A 19,756-nucleotide genomic window follows, 5' to 3' on the forward strand; every position below is an offset into this window, starting at 1 on the left:
CGGTTTACGCGGCTATCGCGGGATACCTCGGAAACAGCGACGTAACAGCCGGTGGCTTCTAGCGTCTGCCTTCACCTCGACCTCCGAGGGCGAAAGGAGACGGCCCCCATGGCTTCGCGAAACGATGTCGCGACGAGCCCCATCGCCGGCGCAGCCGACCGCGAGGACGCGCGCATCGAGATATCCGGGCTCACCAAGCGATTCCTGACCCCTGCCGGTGAGGTGTTCACGGCGCTGCAAGGCGTGTCGTTCACCGTGGAGCCGGGCCAGTTCTGCGCGGTGGTCGGCCCCACCGGCTGCGGCAAGTCGACCACGCTCGGCATGGTGTCCGGGCTCGACCGGCCCAGCGAGGGCTCGGTCAAGGTCGGCGGCCGCGAGGTGGACGGCATCACCGACGGCGTCAGCTTCATGTTCCAGGCGGACGCCCTGCTGCCCTGGAAGACCGTCCTCGGCAATGTGCTGATGGGGCCGGTCTTCCGTGGCGTGCCCAAGCAGCAGGCCCAGGCCTCGGCGCGGGACTGGCTGCGCCGCGTCGGCCTCGCCGGGTTCGAGGACCGCTACCCGCACCAGCTCTCCGGCGGTATGCGCAAGCGCGTGGCGATGGCCGCGGCCCTGATCAACGAACCCAAGATCCTGATCATGGACGAGCCGTTCGGCGCCCTGGACGTGCAGACCAAGGCGATCATGTCGACCGAGCTGCTGGGCCTGTGGGAGCAGATCCGTCCGTCCGTCATCTTCATCACCCACGACCTCGACGAGGCCGTGGCGCTCGCCGACCGGGTCGTCGTGATGACCTCCAGCCCCGGGTCGGTCAAGGCGGTCTTCGACATCGACCTGCCGCGTCCGCGCGGCTCCGTGCAGGAGATCCGCTTCCAGCCCCGCTTCATCGAACTCCAGCACCAGATCTGGGAAACGCTGCGCGAAGAGGTCGAGCGCGCGTACGCACGCACCGCAGGAGGCACGGCATGAGTACGACGTCCACCGCATCCGCCGCGCCGGCCAAAGGCAGCGGGCAGAACTCGGCGGCGGCCGCCGCCAGGCGGGCCGCCCGGGGACGTGTCATGCGGGTGTGGGCGGGCCGCATCGGCATCGCGGCCTTCGTCATCGGCGGCTGGCAGGCCTTCACCGCCTGGGGCATCGTCGACCCGTTCTTCTTCGGGCAGCCGTCCGGAATCTGGCAGCGGCTGATCGATCTCTTCCAGAACGGCACCGAGTTCGGCTCCTTCTACGCGAACATCTGGACCACCATCCAGGAGGCGCTCCTCGGCTTCGCCGCCGGTTCCGTCGCCGGAGTCGTCTTCGGCGTGGCACTGGGCCAGAGCCGCTATCTGTCCGACGTCCTCGGGCCCTACATCAAGATGGTGAACGCGATCCCTCGGATCGTCCTCGGCTCGATCTTCATCGTCGCCTTCGGCATCGGCGTGACCCCGAAGATCCTGCTCGCCGCGGTGCTGGTGTTCTTCATCGTCTTCTTCAACGCCTTCCAGGGCGTCCGCGAGGTCGACCGCAACATCCTGGCCAACGCCCGGGTGCTCGGCGCCTCCCAGCTGCAGATCATCCGGCACGTCATCGTGCCCTCCGCGCTCACCTGGATCATCGCCAGCCTGCACAGCGCGTTCGGCTTCGCCATCGTCGGCGCGCTGGTCGGCGAGGTGCTCGGCGCGCAGAGCGGACTGGGTCTGGTCATCAAGACCGCGCAGAACAACTTCGACCCCAACGGCGTGTTCGCGACGATGCTCGTCATCGCGGTCATCGTGCTGGGCGCGGAGTGGCTGATCGGCAAGCTCGAACACCGTCTGCTGGCCTGGCGTCCGCCGGCCCCCTCCGAGGCCAACTCCCTCTGATCACCTCCCCGTTGATCCCCCCTTCCGCTTCCCTCTCCGCTTCCCCCGTCCCGTGAACGAAAGAGCCGCCATGTTCAAGAGAACCCTCACCGCATCGCTCGTCACCGTCCTGTCCCTCGGCGCGGCCACCGCGTGTTCCAGCAGCTCCGGCAGCTCCGGTTCGGGCGGCTCCGGCGGCACCCCGAACGTCAGGCTCATGGTCGGCGGCATCGACAAGCAGATCTACCTGCCGTTCCAGCTCGCCCAGAACCTCGGCTTCTACAAGAAGTACGGCGTCGACGTCACGCTGAGCACCGAGCAGGACGGCGGGACCGGTGCCGAGGACGCCATGGCCTCGGGTCAGGTGGACATGGCCGGCGCCTGGTACAACCACACGATCGACTTCCAGGTGAAGGGCAAGGCGGTCGAGGACATCGTCCAGCTGTCCGGCGCACCGGGCGAGCGGGAGATGTGCGCCACGAAGAGCGGCGTGCACTCGGCCGCCGACTTCAGGGGCAAGACGCTCGGCGTGACCGACCTGGGCTCCGGCACCGACACCCTCACCCAGTTCCTGGCGGCCAAGAAGGGCATCAAGACCAGCGACTTCCACCGGATCGGGGTCGGCGCGGGCTCCACCGCCATCGCCGCGCTGCAGAACGGCAAGGTCGCCTGCGTGATGACGACACAGCCGACGGTCGCCGCGATCCAGAAGAAGGGCATCGGCTACTCCGCGGTCGACGTGGCCACCACCCAGGGAGCCACGGTGGCGACCGGCGGTGCCTGGCCCGCCGCGGGTGTCATCGCCCGTACCGACTGGGTCAACTCGCACAAGGACGCGGCCCAGAAGGTCGTCGACGCGCTCGTGGCCACCATGCACTGGATCAACACGCACAGCGCGGCCGACATCGCCGACAAGCTGCCGCAGTCGTTCGTGCAGAACCAGCTCGTGACCAAGGCCGACTACATCGCGGCCCTGACCCAGGACAAGGGGCAGTTCCTCCCGGACGGCATCATGCCGGCGGGCGGCCCGAAGAACGTCCTCGCCACGGAGGAACTGGTCGGCCACGCCACCTCGAAGGTCGACCTCGGCACGACGTTCACCAATGACTTCGCCCTCGCGGCCAACAAGAAGGAAGGCCTCACCACCAAGACGGCACCGGCGGGTTCGGCGGGCTGATCCGCGGCACACGCCCGCACGGGGCCGCCCGGGTGCTCACGACCCGGGCGGCCCCGTGCCGTGAGCACATCACTGCCGGGCCGTCATCGCCGTCTCGTCCGCCTCCGGGATCCAGCTCCCGCCCGGCCGTCGCAGCCAGCCCTCCGCCTCCGCGGCCTCTCGCGCCGCCCGGCGCAGCGCGTCCAGCCCGGGATGGACCAGGCCCTTGCGCCACACCAGGGAGACCGGTGACAGCGGGACGGGCTCGACGAGGGGCCGGCGCACCGTGCGGGGCAGAGCCGGAAAGTCCACCACGGCCAGCACCGGATGACGTGTCTTGCCCATGATCCGCTCGAACTCCTCGTCGCCGACGGCGAGCGGGAGGGGCGGGGCGAGCCGGATGCCGCGCCCCTCGAAGAGCCGGCACGCCAGATCCGTCCACTCCCGGGTACGCGGGTTCCCGGCGCCGGCGTACACGGTCTCACCGGCCAGCGCGGCCAGCGGCACCTCCGCTCGGGCGCCCAGCGGATGGTCTTCGGGAAGTACGACGGCCATGGGCTCGAAGCGCACCGGTTGCTGCTCCAGCCCCGACCGCACCGCCGGGTCCAGGCCGGCGAAACGGCCGAAGGAGGCGTCCAGCCGGCCGGCCAGCAGCTCGGCGGCGGCTCCGGTCAGACCGCTCTCGTAGCGGGCCATCAGCTCGCCGTCGGGGGCGAGTTCGCGGGCCCGGTGCAGGACGCGGCGGCCGGTGACCAGGCCCGCGGAGTTGAGGTCCACGAGCAGGGGGCGGGCCTGGCCGAAGGAGGCGAGGAGCTCGTCCTGGGCGGTGAGCACGCGGCGCGCGAGCGGCAGCAGGCGTTCGCCGTCCGCCGTCAGCGTCACCTGCCGGGTCGTACGGACGAACAGCTCCGCGCCCAGCTCCCGTTCCAGCCGCCGTACGTCCCGGCTGAGCGCCTGCTGGGCGACGTACAGACGGGCGGCGGCGCGGGTGAAGTGGAGCTCCTCGGCGACGGCGAGAAAGGCGCGCAGGAGCCGGGGGTCTATGGCGGAGGGGGCCGGCATGGCGGTGAATTTACAACGCGGGTGCGTGAATAGGTACGGAGAAGGTGTTGGACCCGGTGATCCACTCCGGGCGAGGGTGGGGACATGCCCGCGCCCATATCAGCGACAACTCCCGTCTACCGCCGCCTCTTCAGCCTCCCCGGAACCCGTGCCTTCACCGCCGGCAACCTGCTCGCCCGTCTCCCCATGGGCATGTTCAGCGTCAGCGCGGTCGTGATGATCGCCGGTTCCCGGGGCTCGTACGCCCTGGCCGGTGCCGTCACCGCCACCGGTCTCGCGGCGACCGCGCTGGCCGGGCCCTGGGTCGCGCGGCTCGTGGACCGGCACGGGCAGGCCCGCGTCGCCGTACCGGCCACACTCGCCTCCGTGCTCGGCAGCCTCGCGCTGCTGCTGTGCGTGCGCTACGGCGCCCCCGACTGGACCCTGTTCGCCGCCTACGTCCTCACCGCCACCACCCCCAACATCGGCGGCCTGTCCCGCGCCCGCTGGGCCCATCTGCTGCGGGAGGACCCCGAGGCACTGCACACCGCGAACTCCTTCGAGCAGGCCGCCGACGAACTGTGCTTCATGCTCGGCCCGGTGCTCGCGTCCTTCCTGACCGGCACGTTCTTCCCCGAGGCCGGCACACTCGTCGGTGCGGTGCTGCTGCTCACGGGCATGCTGCTGTTCGCCGGGCAGCGGTCGACCGAACCGCCGGTCCAGCGGCGGGCCCGGGGGAAGGGGCCGCTGCGGGCGGCCGGGTTTCCCGCGCTGCTCGCCGGATTCGTCGCCACCGGTGCCGTCTTCGGGTCCATGGAGGTCGTCACCATCGCGTACGCCGACGCGCACGGGCACCGGTCGGCGGCCGGACTGGTCCTCGCCCTGCAGGCGGCGGGCTCGTGCGCGGCGGGCCTGCTGTACGGCGCGCTGCGGCCGACCGGACCGGCCGAGCGACGGCATCCCTGGTGTCTGGCCGCGATGACGGCACTGATGACCCTGCCGCTGCTCGCCGCCCGCGGCACCGGGTCCCTGATCGCGCTGGCCGCCGCCCTGCTGGTCGCGGGCATGGCCACCGCGCCGACCATGGTGACCGCGATGACGCTCGTTCAGCGCCGTACCCCCGAGGGATGCCTCAACGAGGGCATGAGCCTCGCCGTCACCGGGCTGCTGACCGGGATCGCCTGCGGCTCGGCGATCGGCGGCTGGGCGGCCCAGCACACCGCACCGGGATCGGGCTTCGCCGTACCGGTCGCGGCAGCCGGCACGGCGCTGGCCATCGGCACGGCGGCCGTACTGCGGCCCTCGGGTCAGCGGGACTCGTAGCCGTACGGAGGCTGCGGCTGCTGCGGCCCGCGAACAGACGTAAGGCCCCGCCGCTTGAAGCGGCGGGGCCTTCGCCCACATGGGGTGCCCCCGGAGGGGCTCGTGGAGATGGCGGGAATCGAACCCGCGTCCAACGGTGCGGAACCAGGGCTTCTCCGTGTGCAGTTCGCTGCGCTTTTCTCAGCCCCGGCAATCACGCGAACAAGTCGCCGACGGGCTCAGTCACTGTTTGGTTTCCCTTTTCACCCCGTGACCGGGATCAAGGTTTAGTTCCCTAGCTGATGCCAGGATCCGGGTCGGGAACAGCCCCGGGCTGACACTTCGCAAGTCGCTACTTAGGCAGCGAGGGCGAAGGAATCGCGCTTGGTGTTGGCGATTATTTGTTTCGGCCTGTGGTTTACGAGATCATGGCCGCTTCCTCGACACGCTTCCCCTGCTTCGACAGCCGCTGTCGAAACCGATCATCCCCATGTTGATTTCTCAAGGTGCACACCGGCCGCTCGCGTCCGGTGCTGGTGCCATCGTACGGGAACAACGCGGGCCCGTGCCAGCGTATTCCCACCGACCGGCCTAGCCGCGCTGACGCCTGCGCGCCGACGCCATGGCCCGGTCCGCCTCGCGGCGGTCCTGCTGCTCGCGCAGGGTCTGGCGCTTGTCGTACTCCTTCTTGCCCTTCGCCAGCGCGATCTCGACCTTGGCCCGGCCGTCCTTGAAGTACAGGGCGAGGGGCACGATCGTGTGACCCGTCTCCTGGGACTTGGACTCCAGCTTCTCGATCTCCACGCGATGCAGAAGCAGCTTCCGCTTGCGGCGGGCGCTGTGGTTGGTCCAGGTGCCCTGGCTGTACTCGGGGACGTGCACGTTGTGCAGCCACGCCTCGTGGCCGTCCAGCTGGACGAAGCCGTCGACCAGCGAGGCCCGTCCCTGGCGCAGTGACTTCACCTCGGTGCCCATGAGGACCAGACCGGCCTCGTAGGTGTCGAGGATGTGGTAGTCATGCCGCGCCTTCTTGTTCTGCGCGATCAGCTTGCGCCCTTTTTCCTTAGCCATAGTGCCGACCATTTTGGCACTACGGAGGGGCTGTGCGTACAGCCGATTAACACGAGGCCAAGAAGGACCGAGAGGGACCGCAAGGCCCACGCATGACTACGAGGGGTCACCCAGGCCGGTGAGGACCGTCTCCGCCCGCTGCAGGGCGTCCTCCTGGCCCGCGTCCAGGTCCGGGGTGATGCCCCGGCCGTCGACCGCATGGCCCGAGGGGGTGCGGTAGTGGCCGACGGTCAGCTCGGCCACCGAGCCGTCGGGCAGCGTGGTCGGCATCTGGATGGAGCCCTTGCCGAAGGTGCGCGAACCGATCACCACCGCGCGGCCCCGGTCCTGCAGCGCCCCGGTGAGCATCTCGGCCGCGCTCATCGTGCCACCGTCGACCAGGACGACCAGGGGCCGGGAGGTGTCGCCGCCGGGGTCGGCGTGCAGGGAGCGCGGGGCGCCGTCGACGTCGTAGGTGGCGACCAGGCCGCCGTCGAGGAAGGCGGAGGCGGTCTCCACCGCCTCGGTCACCAGGCCGCCGGAGTTGCCGCGCAGGTCGAGGACGACCCCGGCGTCGGCCGGGGCCTGCCGCAGCGCGGCCCGCACGGCGTCGCCGGAGCCCTTGGTGAACGCGGCGATCTTGACGACGGTGACCCCGCCGGTCAGTCTGCGCTCGGTGACGGAGTCGGTGGACAGGCTCGCCCGGCGCAGTCTCTCGGTCCACACGCGCGTGCCACGTTCCAGGCCCACGGTGACGGTCGTACCGGCGGCCGCGTCGTCGGCGTCGCCGCGCAGCAGGGAGACGACCTCGGTGACCGGCCGTCCGTCGACCTTGCTGCCGTCGACGCTGCGCAGCCGGTCGCCCGTGCGGATCCCGGCCTCGGCGGCCGGCGACCCGGGCTGCACCTTGGTCACCTCGATCCGGCCGTCCCGCGCGCGTGCCGCCCACAGTCCGACGCCGGTGTACCGGCCGTCGAGGGACTCCTGGAACTCCTGGTACTCGCCTTCGGAGTAGACGGCGCCCCAGCGGTCCCCGCTGCGGCTCACGGCCCGCTCGGCGGCCTCCATCGGGGACTTGCCGTCGGCCATCGCCTCGGCGGCGGCCTTCTGGACGTCCTCGTGCCGGGTGGCCGTGGGCGCCGGGCCGACGGCGGCCTTCCGCGCGGTGGCGTCGGGCTCCGGGAAGGAGCCGGTCGCGGCGCCGGTGACCAGGACTCCGGCGAAGACCAATGTCAGGGCGGCCCCGCGGCGAGTGCGGCGGGGCTGAGAGAACCGGTCTCGGCCTGACATGGCCGTGAGTCTAGGACAAGGCGAAGGGCCGTACGGCCGGATGTCCGTACGGCCCTCTTGGTATGCGTCACACCTTCAGGTACTTGCGCAGCGCGAAGAATGCCGCCAGCGACGGCATCAGCACGCTCGTGGCGAGGATCAGCGGCAGCTTGGTCAACACCGCGTTCCAGCCCACGAAGTTGATGAGCGTGAGGTGGTGGGAGAGGTCCATGCCGTGGTCGATGGTGAAGTACCGGCCGACCACCAGGGCCACGCAGGCGAGCCCGCCGCCGATGAGTCCGGCGACCGCGGCCTCGGCGATGAACGGCGCCTGGATGTAGAAGCCCGAGGCACCGACCAGGCGCATGATCCCGGTCTCGCGCCGACGGCTGAACGCCGAGACGCGCACGGTGTTGATGATCAGCAGCAGGGCGACGATCAGCATCATCGCCATCACGCCGAGCGCGCCCCGGTTCATCAGATTCAGCAGTGTGAAGAGGTTGTCCAGGATGCCCTTCTGGTCCTGCACGGACTGCACACCGGCGCGCCCGTTGAAGGCCGACGCGATGACCTGGTACTTCTGCGGGTCCTTGAGTTTGATCCGGTACGACTCCTGCATCTGGTCCGGCGTCAGCGAGCTGGCCAGCGGAGAGTTGCCGAACTGCTCCTTGTAGTGCTTGTACGCCTCGTCCTGCGACTCGTAGGACACCTTCTCCACGACCGGCATCGCGCGCAGGTCGTGCAGGATCTGGTTCTTCTGGTCCTGGGTGACCGCGCCCTTGGCGCAGTTGACGTCCGAGTCGGCGTCGTGCTTGTTGCACAGGAAGATCGAGACGTTGACCTTGTCGTACCAGTAGCCCTTCATGGTGCTCACCTGGTCGCTCATCAGCAGCGAGCCGCCGAAGAGGGCCAGGGACAGGGCGACGGAGACGATGACGGCGAAGGTCATCGTCAGATTGCGGCGGAGACCGACACCGATCTCCGACAGGACGAACTGGGCGCGCATGGCGTCTGGTCGAGCCTTTCCGTCGTGAACTTGCTTAGTGCTGGTAGCCGTAGACGCCGCGGGCCTGGTCGCGGACGAGGCGGCCCTTCTCCAGCTCGATGACGCGCTTGCGCATCTGGTCCACGATGTTCTGATCGTGTGTCGCCATGATGACGGTGGTGCCCGTCCGGTTGATCCGGTCGAGCAGCTTCATGATGCCGACGGAGGTCTGCGGGTCGAGGTTGCCGGTGGGCTCGTCGGCGATGAGCAGCTTGGGCCGGTTGACGAAGGCCCGCGCGATGGCCACGCGCTGCTGCTCACCACCGGACAGCTCGCCGGGCATCCGCTCCTCCTTGCCGCCGAGCCCGACGAGGTCGAGCACCTGCGGCACGGACTTGCGGATCTCGCCGCGGGACTTGCCGATGACCTCCTGGGCGAAGGCCACGTTCTCCGCGACGGTCTTGTTCGGCAGGAGCCGGAAGTCCTGGAACACCGTCCCCAGCTGGCGGCGCATCTGGGGCACCTTCCAGTTGGAGAGGCGTGCGAGGTCCTTGCCCAGCACGTGCACCTGTCCGTGGCTGCACCGCTCCTCGCGGAGGATGAGCCGCAGGAAGGTGGACTTTCCGGAGCCGGAGGACCCCACGAGGAAGACGAACTCGCCCTTGTCCACCTCCAGGGAGACATCCCTGAGTGCGGGGCGGGTCTGCTTGGGGTAGACCTTGGAGACGTTGTCGAATCGGATCACGGATGCACCACGGGTCGCCGGGGGTAGATGAGCGTGACCATACGCGAACCGGGTGTGCAAGTGCAGTCGCAGGTCGAGGTTGGGGCAGGCTTGTCGTTTTTGTACCTGCTCCTGATGTCGCCCCGCTCTCCGGAGGCCCGCGCGGGGCTTGCGCGAACCTGGCACAGTGGAGGGGGAACGTTCTCGTTCCTGTGAGCGTTGTACGAGTTATGGCCGGAGCAAGGAGGGCGACCGCATGACGTACGACCGGTTGGTGTGCGCGAACTGCGCGGCGCCCGTGAGCGAGGGCCGGTGCCCGGTGTGCCGTGCCAACCGCGAGCGACTGCAGCAAGAGGGTTTTCTGGGCGGGGTGAACCCGATGGCGCTGATCGCGCTGCTGGCGGTGCTGATCGCCGCGGTGGCGCTGCTGGCGCACCAGACCGCGTAAGAAGAGCCCCCAGAAACCCGTCAGGGCCCGGAGCGCCAAGCTCCGGGCCCTTCGGTTTGCACATCAGGCGCGCTGCGTGACCGTACGGCTACGCTCAGGCGGCCGCGCCGCCCCGGCCGTTCACCAGCCGCGGCAGGACACGGAAGCCGATGCCGCCGGCGATCATCGTCGCGGCACCGATCACCAGGAACATGGTCTCGCCGGCACCGGTCTCGGCGAGCTGCTTGCCGTGACCCTGGCTCTTGTTGTCGGAGCCCGTGTCGGTGAGGGCCGAGGAGCCCTGGTCCTGGGTGGCGTTGTTGTTGCCGCCCTGAGGGGTGTCGTTGTTGCCACCGGTGCTGGAGGAGCCACCGGTGCTGCTCGAACCACCGGTGCTGCTCGAACCACCGGTGCTGCTGGAGCCGCCGGTCGTGCTGGAGCCACCGGTGCTGCTCGAACCACCGGTCGTGCTGGAGCCGCCAGTGCTGGAGCCGCCAGTGGTGGAACCGCCAGTGGTGGAACCGCCGGTGGTAGAACCGCCGGTGGTAGAACCGCCGGTGGTAGAACCGCCAGTGGTGGAGCCGCCAGTGGTGGAGCCGCCGGTAGAGGCATCGCCACCGGTACCGTTACCGCCGCCGGTGTTGCCGTTGTCACCACCGTTGCCGTTGCCGCCACCGGTGTTGCCATTGTCACCGCCGGTCGTGCCGCCGCCGATGACACCGCCAATGGTGACGTCACCGGAGGTGGAGGCGTCACCGCCCGTGGTGCCGGTGCCACCGGTGGTGCCGGTACCGCCAGTGGTGCTGGTACCGCCGGTGGTGGTACCGCCGGTGGAAGCGTCGCCACCGGTGGTGGAGCCGCCGGTGCCGTTGGTGCCGCCGTCGGTGGTGCAGATGGCGATCGGGCAGCCGCCGTCGGTGCCGCCGTCGTCCCCGGCGTTCGTGTGCACGCCCAGGTTGATCGGGCCGGCCTGGACATCGATGCCCGCGGCGGAGGCCGCGCCGGCGGCGGTCAGTGACGCACCGGCCGCGATCACGGTGCCCGCGGCTATCCGCGCGACCCGGATCCGCGTCTTCTTCGTCATATGGTTGCTACCCCCAGTAGCTGTTCGTCAATGAGGCGGCGTGGGGCGTTGCCGTGATCGACGGGAGGCAGCCGGTGACGAAGTCCGCGTCAACTCATTCCCCCGGTTCACATGCGCCCCTTTAAGTACGCATGCCGCGTGTCACCCTTCCGATTTTTCAAAGCAACGTCAAGGCCGTTGCGGGCGCATTGTCCCTTGAGTGATCGTTTGGGGTGAGTTGAAGCCTGTGAGTGTGATGTAAAACCCAGACAAAAGACAAACTGCCGCCTCTCGGGCGGCAGTTGTCATGTCGACAAAGTTACTTCTCCTGCTGCTTGCGCCAGCGAATACCGGCCTCCAGGAAGCCGTCGATCTCGCCGTTGAACACGGCCTCGGGGTTGCCGACCTCGAACTCGGTGCGCAGGTCCTTCACCATCTGGTACGGGTGCAGCACGTACGAACGCATCTGGTTGCCCCAGGAGTTGCCGCCGTCGCCCTTGAGGGCGTCCATCTTGGCCTGCTCCTCCTGCCGGCGGCGCTCCAGCAGCTTGGCCTGGAGGACGTTCATGGCCGTGGCCTTGTTCTGGATCTGCGAGCGCTCGTTCTGGCAGGAGACCACGATGCCGGTCGGGAGGTGCGTGATGCGGACCGCGGAGTCGGTCGTGTTGACGCCCTGGCCCCCGGGGCCGGAGGACCGGTAGACGTCGATGCGCAGGTCGGACTCGTCGATCTCGACGTGGTCGGACTGCTCGACGACCGGGAGCACCTCGACACCCGCGAAGGAGGTCTGACGGCGGCCCTGGTTGTCGAAGGGCGAGATCCGCACGAGACGGTGCGTGCCCTGCTCGACGGACAGGGTGCCGTAGGCGTACGGCGCCTGGACGGAGAAGGTGGTCGACTTGATGCCGGCCTCTTCGGCGTACGACGTCTCGATGAGCTCGGTCTTGTAGCCGCGCTGCTCGGCCCAGCGCAGGTACATGCGCTGCAGCTTCTCGGCGAAGTCGGCGGCGTCGACGCCACCGGCCTCGGCGCGGATGTTGACCAGCGCCTCACGGGAGTCGTACTCGCCGGACAGAAGGGTGCGGACCTCCATCTCGTCCAGCGACTTCCGCACCGCGGCCAGCTCGGACTCGGCCTCGGCGCGGGTGTCCGGGTCGTCCTCCTCCTCGGCCATCTCGAAGAGGACGGCGAGATCGTCGATCCGGCCGCGCAGCGCCTCCGCCTTCCTGACCTCGGCCTGGAGGTGGGAGAGCTTGCTGGTGATCTTCTGCGCCTCGTCCGGGTTGTCCCAGAGGGACGGCGCGGCCGCCTGCTCCTCGAGCACGGCGATGTCTGCCCTCAACGTGTCGAGGTCCAGGACGGCCTCGATCGACTCCATGGTCGAGGAGAGGGACTTCAGCTCTTCGGATACATCGACGACTGCCACGCCTTCAAGCGTAACGGCTGTGGCAACCGACCTGGGCCGTGCTGCACCGCGGAGGGTGCCCTCAGGGGGTCGATGTGCTGTGGGTGTCCTGCGCCGGGCCGCCGTCGCCACCGGAAGAGGCCAGGTACGCGCCGACGCCCACGACGGCCGCCACGGCCAGCCCGGCCACGCCCAGCGTGATCCGGCGCCGTCGTACCGTCGCCCGATGCTTGGCCGAGCCCGGCCGTGGCGCGCCTGCGGTCCGGGGAGCGCGGGCCGTCCCGTGCGCACCGCCCGCCAGCTCGTCCGCCCCGGGCACCCGCATCGACGTGTGCGTGTCCCGGTTGGAGTCCGGCTTGGCTCCGGGGACGAGGGACACCGCGCCCCGCCGGCGTACCGGCTCGCCCGTCGGCGCGTCCGCCGGCCCGGACTCCTCGGCCTCCTCCTCGGAGAGGTCCGGCTCGTCCACGTCCAGCGGCGGCATCCCGGCCAGCGTCGGCAGCTGCTCGCGCAGCCGCGCCGCCAGCTCCGAGGCGCGCAGCCGGGACGCGGGCGCCTTGGCCAGGCACTGCACGAGCAGCTGCCACAGCTCCTCGGGGATGCCGGGGAGGGGGACGACCGTCTCCGTGACGTGCCGTCGTAGCACCGCTCCCGGGTGCCCGCCGCCGAAGGGGGTGAAGCCGGCCAGCAGCTCGTACAGCACCGTCGCGAGGGCGTAGATGTCCACGGAGGCCCGCGGTGGCAGGCCCTCGACGATCTCGGGGGCCAGGTAGTCCGGCGTGCCGATGATCTTCGTGGCGCGGGTCCGCTTCGGTGAGTCGATCAGCTTGGCGACGCCGAAGTCGGTGAGCAGGGCGGGGTGGGCGCCGCCGGGGCCGAGCGGGCCCTGCATGTCGAGGAGGACGTTCTCGGGCTTGACGTCCCGGTGGACGACCCCGGCCGCGTGGGCCGCCGCCAGCGCGTCGGCGATGTCGGCGACGATCGCCACGGCCGCCTCGGGGGCGAGCCGCCGCTCGCGCTCCAGACGGGTCCGCAGATCGGTGCCGCGCACCAGGTCCATGACCAGGGCCAGGTCGTTGCCGTCGACGACCAGATCGCGCACGGTGACAATGTGCGGGTGCTCCAGGCCGAGCAGCGCGGTGCGCTCCTGGACGAAGCGTCCGACGAGCTCCTCGTCGGAGGCGAGGTCCTCACGCAGCAGCTTGACGGCGACGGGGCCCTCGGGTCCCTCGCCCAGCCACACCGTGCCGGCGCTGCCCCGCCCCAGGATCTGGTTCGCGGTGTACCGGCTGCCGATCTTCCGTGCCAAGACTGCTCCTACAGACGCGCGTTGTCGCGTGGTGCCGAATAAAACTACGCGTCCGACGAGCCAACCTTCACCGCAGCGGCGGAAATCACCCGCCAGATGTCGACAAATCCGCAAACTCGCGGTCAGTTACCGCGAGTACGCGCCGTTCGGTGGCCGTTCAGTTGCCGCTGCCCGAGGAGCCGCCCAGATCCTTGATCCACTTGCTCGTCTGGTTGACCCAGTGGGTCACCTCGTGCCAGTAGCTCCGGCCCTGGCCGACCCAGGTGTGCAGCGGGGTCAGCTCCCAGATCAGCCAGCTCGCCACGACCAGGATGACGATCGTGAACAGACAGCCCTTCAGGCAGCCGAGCCCCGGGATCTTCATGGGGTTGGCGCTGCGCTGCCGCGGCGCGCGGGGCTCCCGGGCGGGCCGCTGCGGCTCCGGGGCGGGCGGCGCGTACCGCTGCGGCTGCTGCGGGGCGTACTGCTGGGGCTGCTGCGGCGCATAGCCGTACCCCTGCTGGTATCCCTGCTGCCCGCCGCGCGGCTGCGGCTGCCGGGGGCGGCCCTGCGGGGCCTGGCGCGGCTGCTGGCCGGGCCGGGCGACCTGCCGCTGCGGCCGGTGGCGCAGCGGATCGTCGTCCGGGGACAGGAACTGCTGGACCTGCGTCTGCTCATTGCGGTCGCGTGCGGCGCGCAGCTGGGTCTGCCAGGGGTGCGGCTGCTCGGGCTGCTGCCCCTGCGGACCGGTGTTCGGCAGCACCGCCGTCGGGTCCGCCGCGCCCGTGTTCGGCAGTACGGCGGTGGGGTCGGCGGCGCCGGGGCCGCCGGTGTGCGGCAGGAAACTGGTCGCGGCGTTCGGGTCGTACGACCCCTGCGGCGCGTTCGTCGGCAGCACCTGGGTGGGGTCGGCGGCACCGGGCACACCCGGGACGGCGGTCGGGGCCGGGTCGGGGGCGAGCAGCGCGCCGATGCCCTCGGCGGCGGCGATCTGCGCGGCGTTCGCGTGCACACCGATGCCCTCGGAGACGACCCGCAGGCCGCGCGCGAGGTTCTCGGCGCTCGGCCGTTCCTCCGGGTTCTTGCGCAGGCAGCGTTCTATGACCGTCCACAGCGGGTCCGGGACGGTGGAGGGGCGGCGCGGCTCGGCGCTCAGGTGCTGGTGCAGGACCTCCAGGGCCGTGCTGCCCGAGAACGGCGGGCGGCCGGTGACCAGCTCGTACAGCAGGATGCCGGCGCCGTAGATGTCCACGGCGGAGGTCTGCGGGCGGCCCTCGGCGGACTCCGGTGCCACGTACGCGGGCGTGCCGACGAACTCCTGGGTGCGGGTCAGGCCCGGGGAGTCGGCGAGGCGGGCGATGCCGAAGTCGGTCAGCATCGGGTGCATCTGGCCGTCGTTCTGCGCCAGCAGCACGTTGGCGGGCTTCAGGTCGCGGTGGACGACGCCGTCGGCATGGCTCGCGGCGAGCGCGTCGGCGACCTGTGCGGTCATCAGCGCGGCGGCCACCGGCGTGAAGGGGCCGCTCTCACGCAGGTAGCGGTGCAGGTCGGGGCCGTCGACGAGGTCCATGACCAGCGCCAGCAGATCGCCCTCGACGACCAGGTCGCGGACCCGGACGATGTTCGGGTGGGTCAGGCGGAGCAGGACGGAACGTTCGCGCAGGAAGCGCATCACGATGTCCGGGTCGCTCGCCAGCTCCTCCTTGAGGACCTTGATCGCGACCGTCTCACCGGGCTGCCCGGGTACGGCCGCCTCGGCGCCCGCGGTCTCGCGCTGGCGGGCACGCCAGACGGTGCCTGTGGCGCCGCGTCCGAGCGGCTCCTCAAGCAGGTACTTGCTGCCGACTGGCCGCACGTCACGCGCTCCCTGCTGCTTGCTGTTGCTTGCTTGCCTGCATTCCGGTGCTCCGCCCCACTGTAGTGCCGCCTTTCAAGGCACTACGCAAGCGTTACCGAGCCCGTTCGAGATGTTCGAAGACTGCGGCGTGATTCGACTTGTCCAGGCCGTAACGAAGGGGATGAAGGGTTCGACGGGAAGACGCACGAGCCGGTCCGCCGGTTGCCGGAGCCGGACGTGACCGATCTCAAGTGATCGCCCGTGCGCCATCCGTCAGGCACTTTTGGGGGCAGAGCCGACCAATCAAGATCACTTGTCACCGGGTCCCGGGCGCGTTGTCAGTGGCAGGTGCGAGGATGCCTTCCAGTACTGGCCGACGTGCTCGTGTGGGGTGGGGGGAAGTCCGTCCCGCGCAGACCCGCGCAGAAGGGACCGCTGACGCCGATGCAGATCCGGCTGACCGTCGTAGACCCGCTGGGCCCGTCCACGCAGCGGGGCCGCGCCGCGAGCCGCGACGTGCTGGTCACGGCGCCCACCGGCACGGACCTCGGCGCGGTCGCGTCGGCTCTGACCGGGGCGGTCACCGGGGAGGGCGGCGCGGGCCGCGACACCGGTGCGGCATCCGTGGTGCTGTACGCGGGCGCCGAACGCCTCGATCCCCGCCGGCACACCCTCGGCGAGCCTCCGCTGATCGACGGCGCCGTGCTGTCCCTGGGCGCCCCGGCGGCCGCCGAGCCGCATCCCGAGCTGGACGACGCGCCGACCCAGCTCCATGTCGTGGCGGGCCCGGACGCGGGCGGGGTCCATCTGCTGCACGGCGGGCGGATCACCGTGGGCCGTTCGAGCGAGGCGGACGTACCGCTGGACGACCCCGATGTGTCCCGATTGCACTGCGCGGTCACCGTCGGCGCGGACGGGCGCGTCTCGGTCGCCGACCTCGGCTCGACGAACGGGACGGTGCTGGACGGGGGGCGCGTGGGGGAGCGGCCGGTGCGGTTCCCTGCCGGGGGCTTGTTGCGGATCGGGGAGTCCGCGCTCCGGGTTGCTTCGGCCGGGGGGCCGGGGACGCGGGTTGTCTCCGACGGGGAGGGATGCGTCCGGGTTGTTCCGGGCGGGGTGTCGGGGGCGGAAGCGTCGTCTTCGGGTGCGGGGGGTGCTCGTGGGGGCGGGGTGCCGGGTGGTGCGGACGGGGCTTCCATGGGGGCGGCCCAGCATGGGTATGACTCCGCCGGGTGGGGGGCTTCCGGGGGCGGGGGGCTGGAACATCGGCGTTCGGAGCCGGGCGTGGTGCCGGGGCAGGGCGGGGCGCCCACGATCGAGAACCGTAGCGGTGGGGACACACATGCCGGGCGTTTCGGTGTCGGCGGATCGACTCCTGTGGGCGGAGATCCGTACGCCGGTGCGGCGGCACACGTGCCGCCTGCCGACGGTGACCCGGAAACCGGCGAGGATCCGCACGCACAAGGCAGCCGTAAAGGCACCCCCGTCAGAGGCACCGATGTCCCGCAGGGTGCGCGGCGGCGGGGGCTCGGTGCGTGGGCTCGGCGGCTGGCCGGTGGTCGCGGGGAGCAGCCCGACGTGCCCGAGGCGTACGACGGGACCGGGCCCGTCGCCCACGCCGCCCCGGTGGTCGTCGCGCCGCAGCAACCCGAGACCTGGCCGGATCCCGCAGCCCTGCTGCTGACGGCGCTCGGGCCAGGGCCCCGGCTGTGGGAGCGCGGACCCGGCCATGCGGAGACGCTGACCGTGCGGCTCGGTACGGCCGACCGGAGCGCGCCGGACGGCTCCGGGCTGCTGCCCGCGGTACCCGTGACGGCGGCGCTGCGCGAGGCGGGCGCGCTGGGCCTGGCCGGTCCACGCCCCCGGCTGTCCGGGCTGGCCCGCACCGTGCTCGCCCAGCTGGCCGCGCTGCACTCCCCCGACCAGCTGGAGATCGTGCTGATCAGCGCCGACCGCTCGCGTCCCGTGGCCGAGCGCACGGCCGAGTGGGCCTGGCTGGGCTGGCTCCCGCACGTCCGGCCGGGCCATGGCCAGGACTGCCGGCTGCTGCTGGCCTACGACCGCGAACAGGCGGCCGCCCGCACAGAGGAACTGCTGCGCCGGGTGGACGACCACGCGGCGGCCGGCAGAAGCGCGGCCCGCCCCGCCACCCCCGCACACAGCGAGCCGTCCAGCACCGCCACGCACGGCTCCCGCGCGGCTGCCGCTGCCCAGAGCTCCCCCTCGGGCACGCCCGAGGCTCTCGGTGCGCCCGCTCCGGGCTTGGCGGCCACCGGCGCCCACGGATCCAGCCCCGCCGCCCCGGGCACACCCGCCCAGGAGCGCGTTTCCGGCCACCCCGGCACTCCCGCCCAGCTCTCGGGCACTCCCGCCACACCGGCCCAGGCACCAGTCACCGGCCGCCCGGGCAACCACGCCGGCTCTGCCGACCCCGGGCCCGGACACACCCCCGGCACCCCCGGCACACCGCCCCGGACACCCACGCCGGGCCACCCCAGGACTCCCGGCACACCGGCCCAGGCACCAGTCACCGGCCCCAGTGGCTACGGCAACTCCGCGCTCGCGCACACCCCGGGCACGCCCGGCGTACCGCCTCGGGCACCAGCCCCCGGCAGCTCCGCACCACCGCACGCGTCCGGCACACACACCACGCCCCACCTGACGGCAACCGCCGCCCCCTCCACACGCCGCCCCTCCTGGGCCAAGGGCGACGGTGAGGTCGCCGGGAACACCGGATTCGCCGGGCCCTACACCGTCGTCGTCGTGGACGGGGATCCCGGTGGTGGTGCCCTGCGGGACGCGGTCGCTCGGCTTGCCGTGGCCGGGCCTCGGGCCGGGATTCATGTCGTGTGTCTTGCCGAGACGGAGCCGGCCTCGGCCGCCTCACCCGTGGCGCTGACGTACGAGGCCGCGTGCGCGGTGGCGCCGACGTTCCGCCACTGCGGTGCCGTGGCGCTGCTCAGCGGTGATGTGGCGACCGCGCTGCATCTGATGCGGGTGGCGCCCGGCGGGCCCGTGGGACCGGGCACGCTCGCCGCCGTGGACGCCGTCTCCCCCGCCTGGGCGGAGCGGTTCGCGCGGGCGTTGGCGCCGCTGCGGCCGGACGGCCCGGTCGGCGAGCGGGACACGCGCGTGGCCACGCCGTTGCCGCAGTCGGCGCGGCTGCTGGACGAGCTGGGGCTGGCCCGGGCCACCCCGGCGTCGCTGATGGCGCGCTGGGCGGACGCGGCCGATGACACGGAGTCCCTGGGCGGGCGGGCACGGGCGGTGCTCGGCGCCGGACCGCGCGGGCCGCTCGTCGCCGACCTGGTGGCCGACGGCCCGCATCTGCTGATCGAGGGACCGGCCGGCAGCGGTCGTACGGAGCTGCTGCGGGCCGTGGTGGCCTCGCTGGCCGCGGCCGAGCGGCCGGACCGGCTGGGTGTGGTGCTGGTCGACGGCCGGGACGGCATCGGGACGGGCGCGGCGCGCGGCGAGGGCCTGCGGGTGTGCACCGACATACCGCATGTCACCACGCATCTGGTCGCCAACGACCCGGTGCGCATGCGGGAGTTCGCCCAGTCGCTGACCACCGAGCTGAAGCGACGGGCGGAGCTGCTGGGCCGGACGGACTTCGCCCAGTGGCACGCGGGGCGTGCGGTGTCGGGCCGTATGGTCGCGCAGCGTACGTCCGCCTCCGGTGACATAGAGACGCCGCCCAGCTCCACCCTGCGGCTGCGGCCGGGGGCAGCGGGGCGGCAACAGGCCGAGGCGGCGCCGCCGTTGGCGCGGCTCGTGGTCGTCGTCGACGATCTGGACGCGCTGGTCTCGCCCTCGCTCGGCTCGCCGGGCCGGCCCGCCGCCGGGTCGGTGATGCGTGCGCTGGAGGCGGTGGCCCGGGACGGCGAGCGGCTCGGGGTGCATCTGGTGGCGGCGGCCGCCACCGGTGGCCGTACGGCGGAGACCGAGCCCGCGCGGCGGGCGGCCCTGCGGGTCGTGCTCGACGCGCCCCAGCAGGGGCCGGAGGAAGCGGCGCCGGGGCGTGGGCTGTTGGCGTACGCCGACGGGCGGGCCGTCGGTTTCCAGGGCGGCCGAGTGACGGGCCGTATCCCGCGTACGGCGACCCAGCGGCCCACGGTCGTCCCGCTGGACTGGCAGCGGATGGGCGACCCGCCGGCCCGCCGGCCCGTGCGGGAGCTGGGCAACGGCCCCACCGACCTGGCCCTGTTGGCGAGCGCGGTGGAGCGGGCGGCCCGGGAGGTGTCGGCGGCGCGCGTGCCGTCCCTCCTCTGACCGGCTCAGGTGCCGCCCCCTCCCCCTGCCTCGCCCCTCCTCCGGCCCGAATCCTTCCGGATCGGCCCGGATCTGCCCCGTACACCCCCGGTCACGAGCCGGTCACGATGAGCG

At 71.6% G+C, this 19,756-nt stretch carries 15 protein-coding genes and 1 other RNA gene; 6 read left to right on the forward strand and 10 right to left on the reverse strand.

The window, feature by feature from the left end; all coding sequences use genetic code 11:
- Nucleotides 1-108: 108 nt before the first annotated feature.
- The 3 genes from AV521_RS16765 to AV521_RS16775 all read left to right on the forward strand — a co-directional run bounded on the left by AV521_RS16765 (nucleotide 109) and on the right by AV521_RS16775 (nucleotide 3,000).
- The gene (locus tag AV521_RS16765) at nucleotides 109-969 is read left to right on the forward strand and encodes an ABC transporter ATP-binding protein (protein WP_076089091.1); all 861 of its coding nucleotides are present in this window, start codon (nucleotides 109-111) and stop codon (nucleotides 967-969) included.
- On the forward strand, nucleotides 966-1,844 hold the full coding sequence (locus AV521_RS16770) for an ABC transporter permease (protein ID WP_076089093.1): 879 nt from the start codon (nucleotides 966-968) through the stop codon (nucleotides 1,842-1,844). Before AV521_RS16765 ends, AV521_RS16770 begins: the two co-directional genes overlap by 4 nt.
- Nucleotides 1,845-1,914: 70 nt before the next feature.
- A complete protein-coding gene (locus tag AV521_RS16775) occupies nucleotides 1,915-3,000 on the forward strand; it encodes an ABC transporter substrate-binding protein (protein WP_076089095.1) in 1,086 nt (361 codons plus the stop codon).
- A gap of 69 nt (nucleotides 3,001-3,069) precedes the next feature.
- On the opposite strand, the gene AV521_RS16780 is transcribed toward AV521_RS16775, so the two are convergent.
- Nucleotides 3,070-4,041 (reverse strand): LysR family transcriptional regulator, encoded by a 972-nt coding sequence (locus AV521_RS16780; RefSeq protein ID WP_076089097.1) that lies wholly within the window; start codon nucleotides 4,039-4,041, stop codon nucleotides 3,070-3,072.
- 84 nt (nucleotides 4,042-4,125) lie between these two features.
- Here AV521_RS16780 and AV521_RS16785 point away from each other — a divergent pair, with 84 nt between their 5' ends.
- On the forward strand, nucleotides 4,126-5,343 hold the full coding sequence (locus AV521_RS16785) for an MFS transporter (RefSeq protein ID WP_076089099.1): 1,218 nt from the start codon (nucleotides 4,126-4,128) through the stop codon (nucleotides 5,341-5,343).
- 100 nt (nucleotides 5,344-5,443) lie between these two features.
- Here the strand turns inward: AV521_RS16785 and ssrA are convergent.
- The 5 genes from ssrA to ftsE form a co-directional block, all read right to left on the reverse strand.
- Nucleotides 5,444-5,812, reverse strand: a transfer-messenger RNA (tmRNA) gene (ssrA, locus tag AV521_RS16790).
- Between the two features lie 101 nt (nucleotides 5,813-5,913).
- The gene (smpB, locus tag AV521_RS16795) at nucleotides 5,914-6,393 is read right to left on the reverse strand and encodes an SsrA-binding protein SmpB (RefSeq protein ID WP_076089101.1); all 480 of its coding nucleotides are present in this window, start codon (nucleotides 6,391-6,393) and stop codon (nucleotides 5,914-5,916) included.
- Between the two features lie 96 nt (nucleotides 6,394-6,489).
- Nucleotides 6,490-7,662 (reverse strand): S41 family peptidase, encoded by a 1,173-nt coding sequence (locus AV521_RS16800; RefSeq protein WP_079249270.1) that lies wholly within the window; start codon nucleotides 7,660-7,662, stop codon nucleotides 6,490-6,492.
- A 67-nt stretch (nucleotides 7,663-7,729) separates the two neighbouring features.
- On the reverse strand, nucleotides 7,730-8,647 hold the full coding sequence (gene ftsX / locus AV521_RS16805) for a permease-like cell division protein FtsX (RefSeq protein ID WP_076089105.1): 918 nt from the start codon (nucleotides 8,645-8,647) through the stop codon (nucleotides 7,730-7,732).
- A gap of 34 nt (nucleotides 8,648-8,681) precedes the next feature.
- Nucleotides 8,682-9,371 carry a cell division ATP-binding protein FtsE gene (gene ftsE / locus AV521_RS16810; RefSeq protein WP_076089107.1) on the reverse strand — a complete coding sequence of 230 codons (690 nt, stop codon included), beginning with the start codon at nucleotides 9,369-9,371 and terminating at the stop codon, nucleotides 8,682-8,684.
- 235 nt (nucleotides 9,372-9,606) lie between these two features.
- Here ftsE and AV521_RS16815 point away from each other — a divergent pair, with 235 nt between their 5' ends.
- Entirely contained in the window at nucleotides 9,607-9,798 is a 192-nt protein-coding gene (locus AV521_RS16815; protein ID WP_023550109.1) for a hypothetical protein, read from the forward strand.
- 94 nt (nucleotides 9,799-9,892) lie between these two features.
- Here the strand turns inward: AV521_RS16815 and AV521_RS16820 are convergent, their stop codons facing one another.
- The 4 genes from AV521_RS16820 to AV521_RS16835 form a co-directional block, all read right to left on the reverse strand.
- Nucleotides 9,893-10,861 carry a hypothetical protein gene (locus AV521_RS16820; RefSeq protein WP_076089109.1) on the reverse strand — a complete coding sequence of 323 codons (969 nt, stop codon included), beginning with the start codon at nucleotides 10,859-10,861 and terminating at the stop codon, nucleotides 9,893-9,895.
- A 298-nt stretch (nucleotides 10,862-11,159) separates the two neighbouring features.
- Nucleotides 11,160-12,266, reverse strand: coding sequence for a peptide chain release factor 2 (prfB, locus tag AV521_RS16825; protein ID WP_076089111.1), 1,107 nt, complete (start codon nucleotides 12,264-12,266; stop codon nucleotides 11,160-11,162).
- A 61-nt stretch (nucleotides 12,267-12,327) separates the two neighbouring features.
- Entirely contained in the window at nucleotides 12,328-13,554 is a 1,227-nt protein-coding gene (locus AV521_RS16830) for a serine/threonine-protein kinase (RefSeq protein ID WP_076089113.1), read from the reverse strand.
- 157 nt (nucleotides 13,555-13,711) lie between these two features.
- Nucleotides 13,712-15,388: a serine/threonine-protein kinase gene (locus AV521_RS16835; protein WP_076089115.1), complete on the reverse strand. Its 1,677-nt coding sequence runs from the start codon at nucleotides 15,386-15,388 to the stop codon at nucleotides 13,712-13,714.
- A gap of 426 nt (nucleotides 15,389-15,814) precedes the next feature.
- Between AV521_RS16835 and AV521_RS16840 the strand changes: the two genes are divergently transcribed.
- The gene (locus AV521_RS16840; protein ID WP_076089117.1) at nucleotides 15,815-19,642 is read left to right on the forward strand and encodes an FHA domain-containing protein; all 3,828 of its coding nucleotides are present in this window, start codon (nucleotides 15,815-15,817) and stop codon (nucleotides 19,640-19,642) included.
- Nucleotides 19,643-19,756 lie beyond the last annotated feature (114 nt).

It is taken from the genome of Streptomyces sp. IMTB 2501, from assembly GCF_001953885.1.
In the GTDB taxonomy this organism is placed as follows: Bacteria; Actinomycetota; Actinomycetes; order Streptomycetales; family Streptomycetaceae; genus Streptomyces.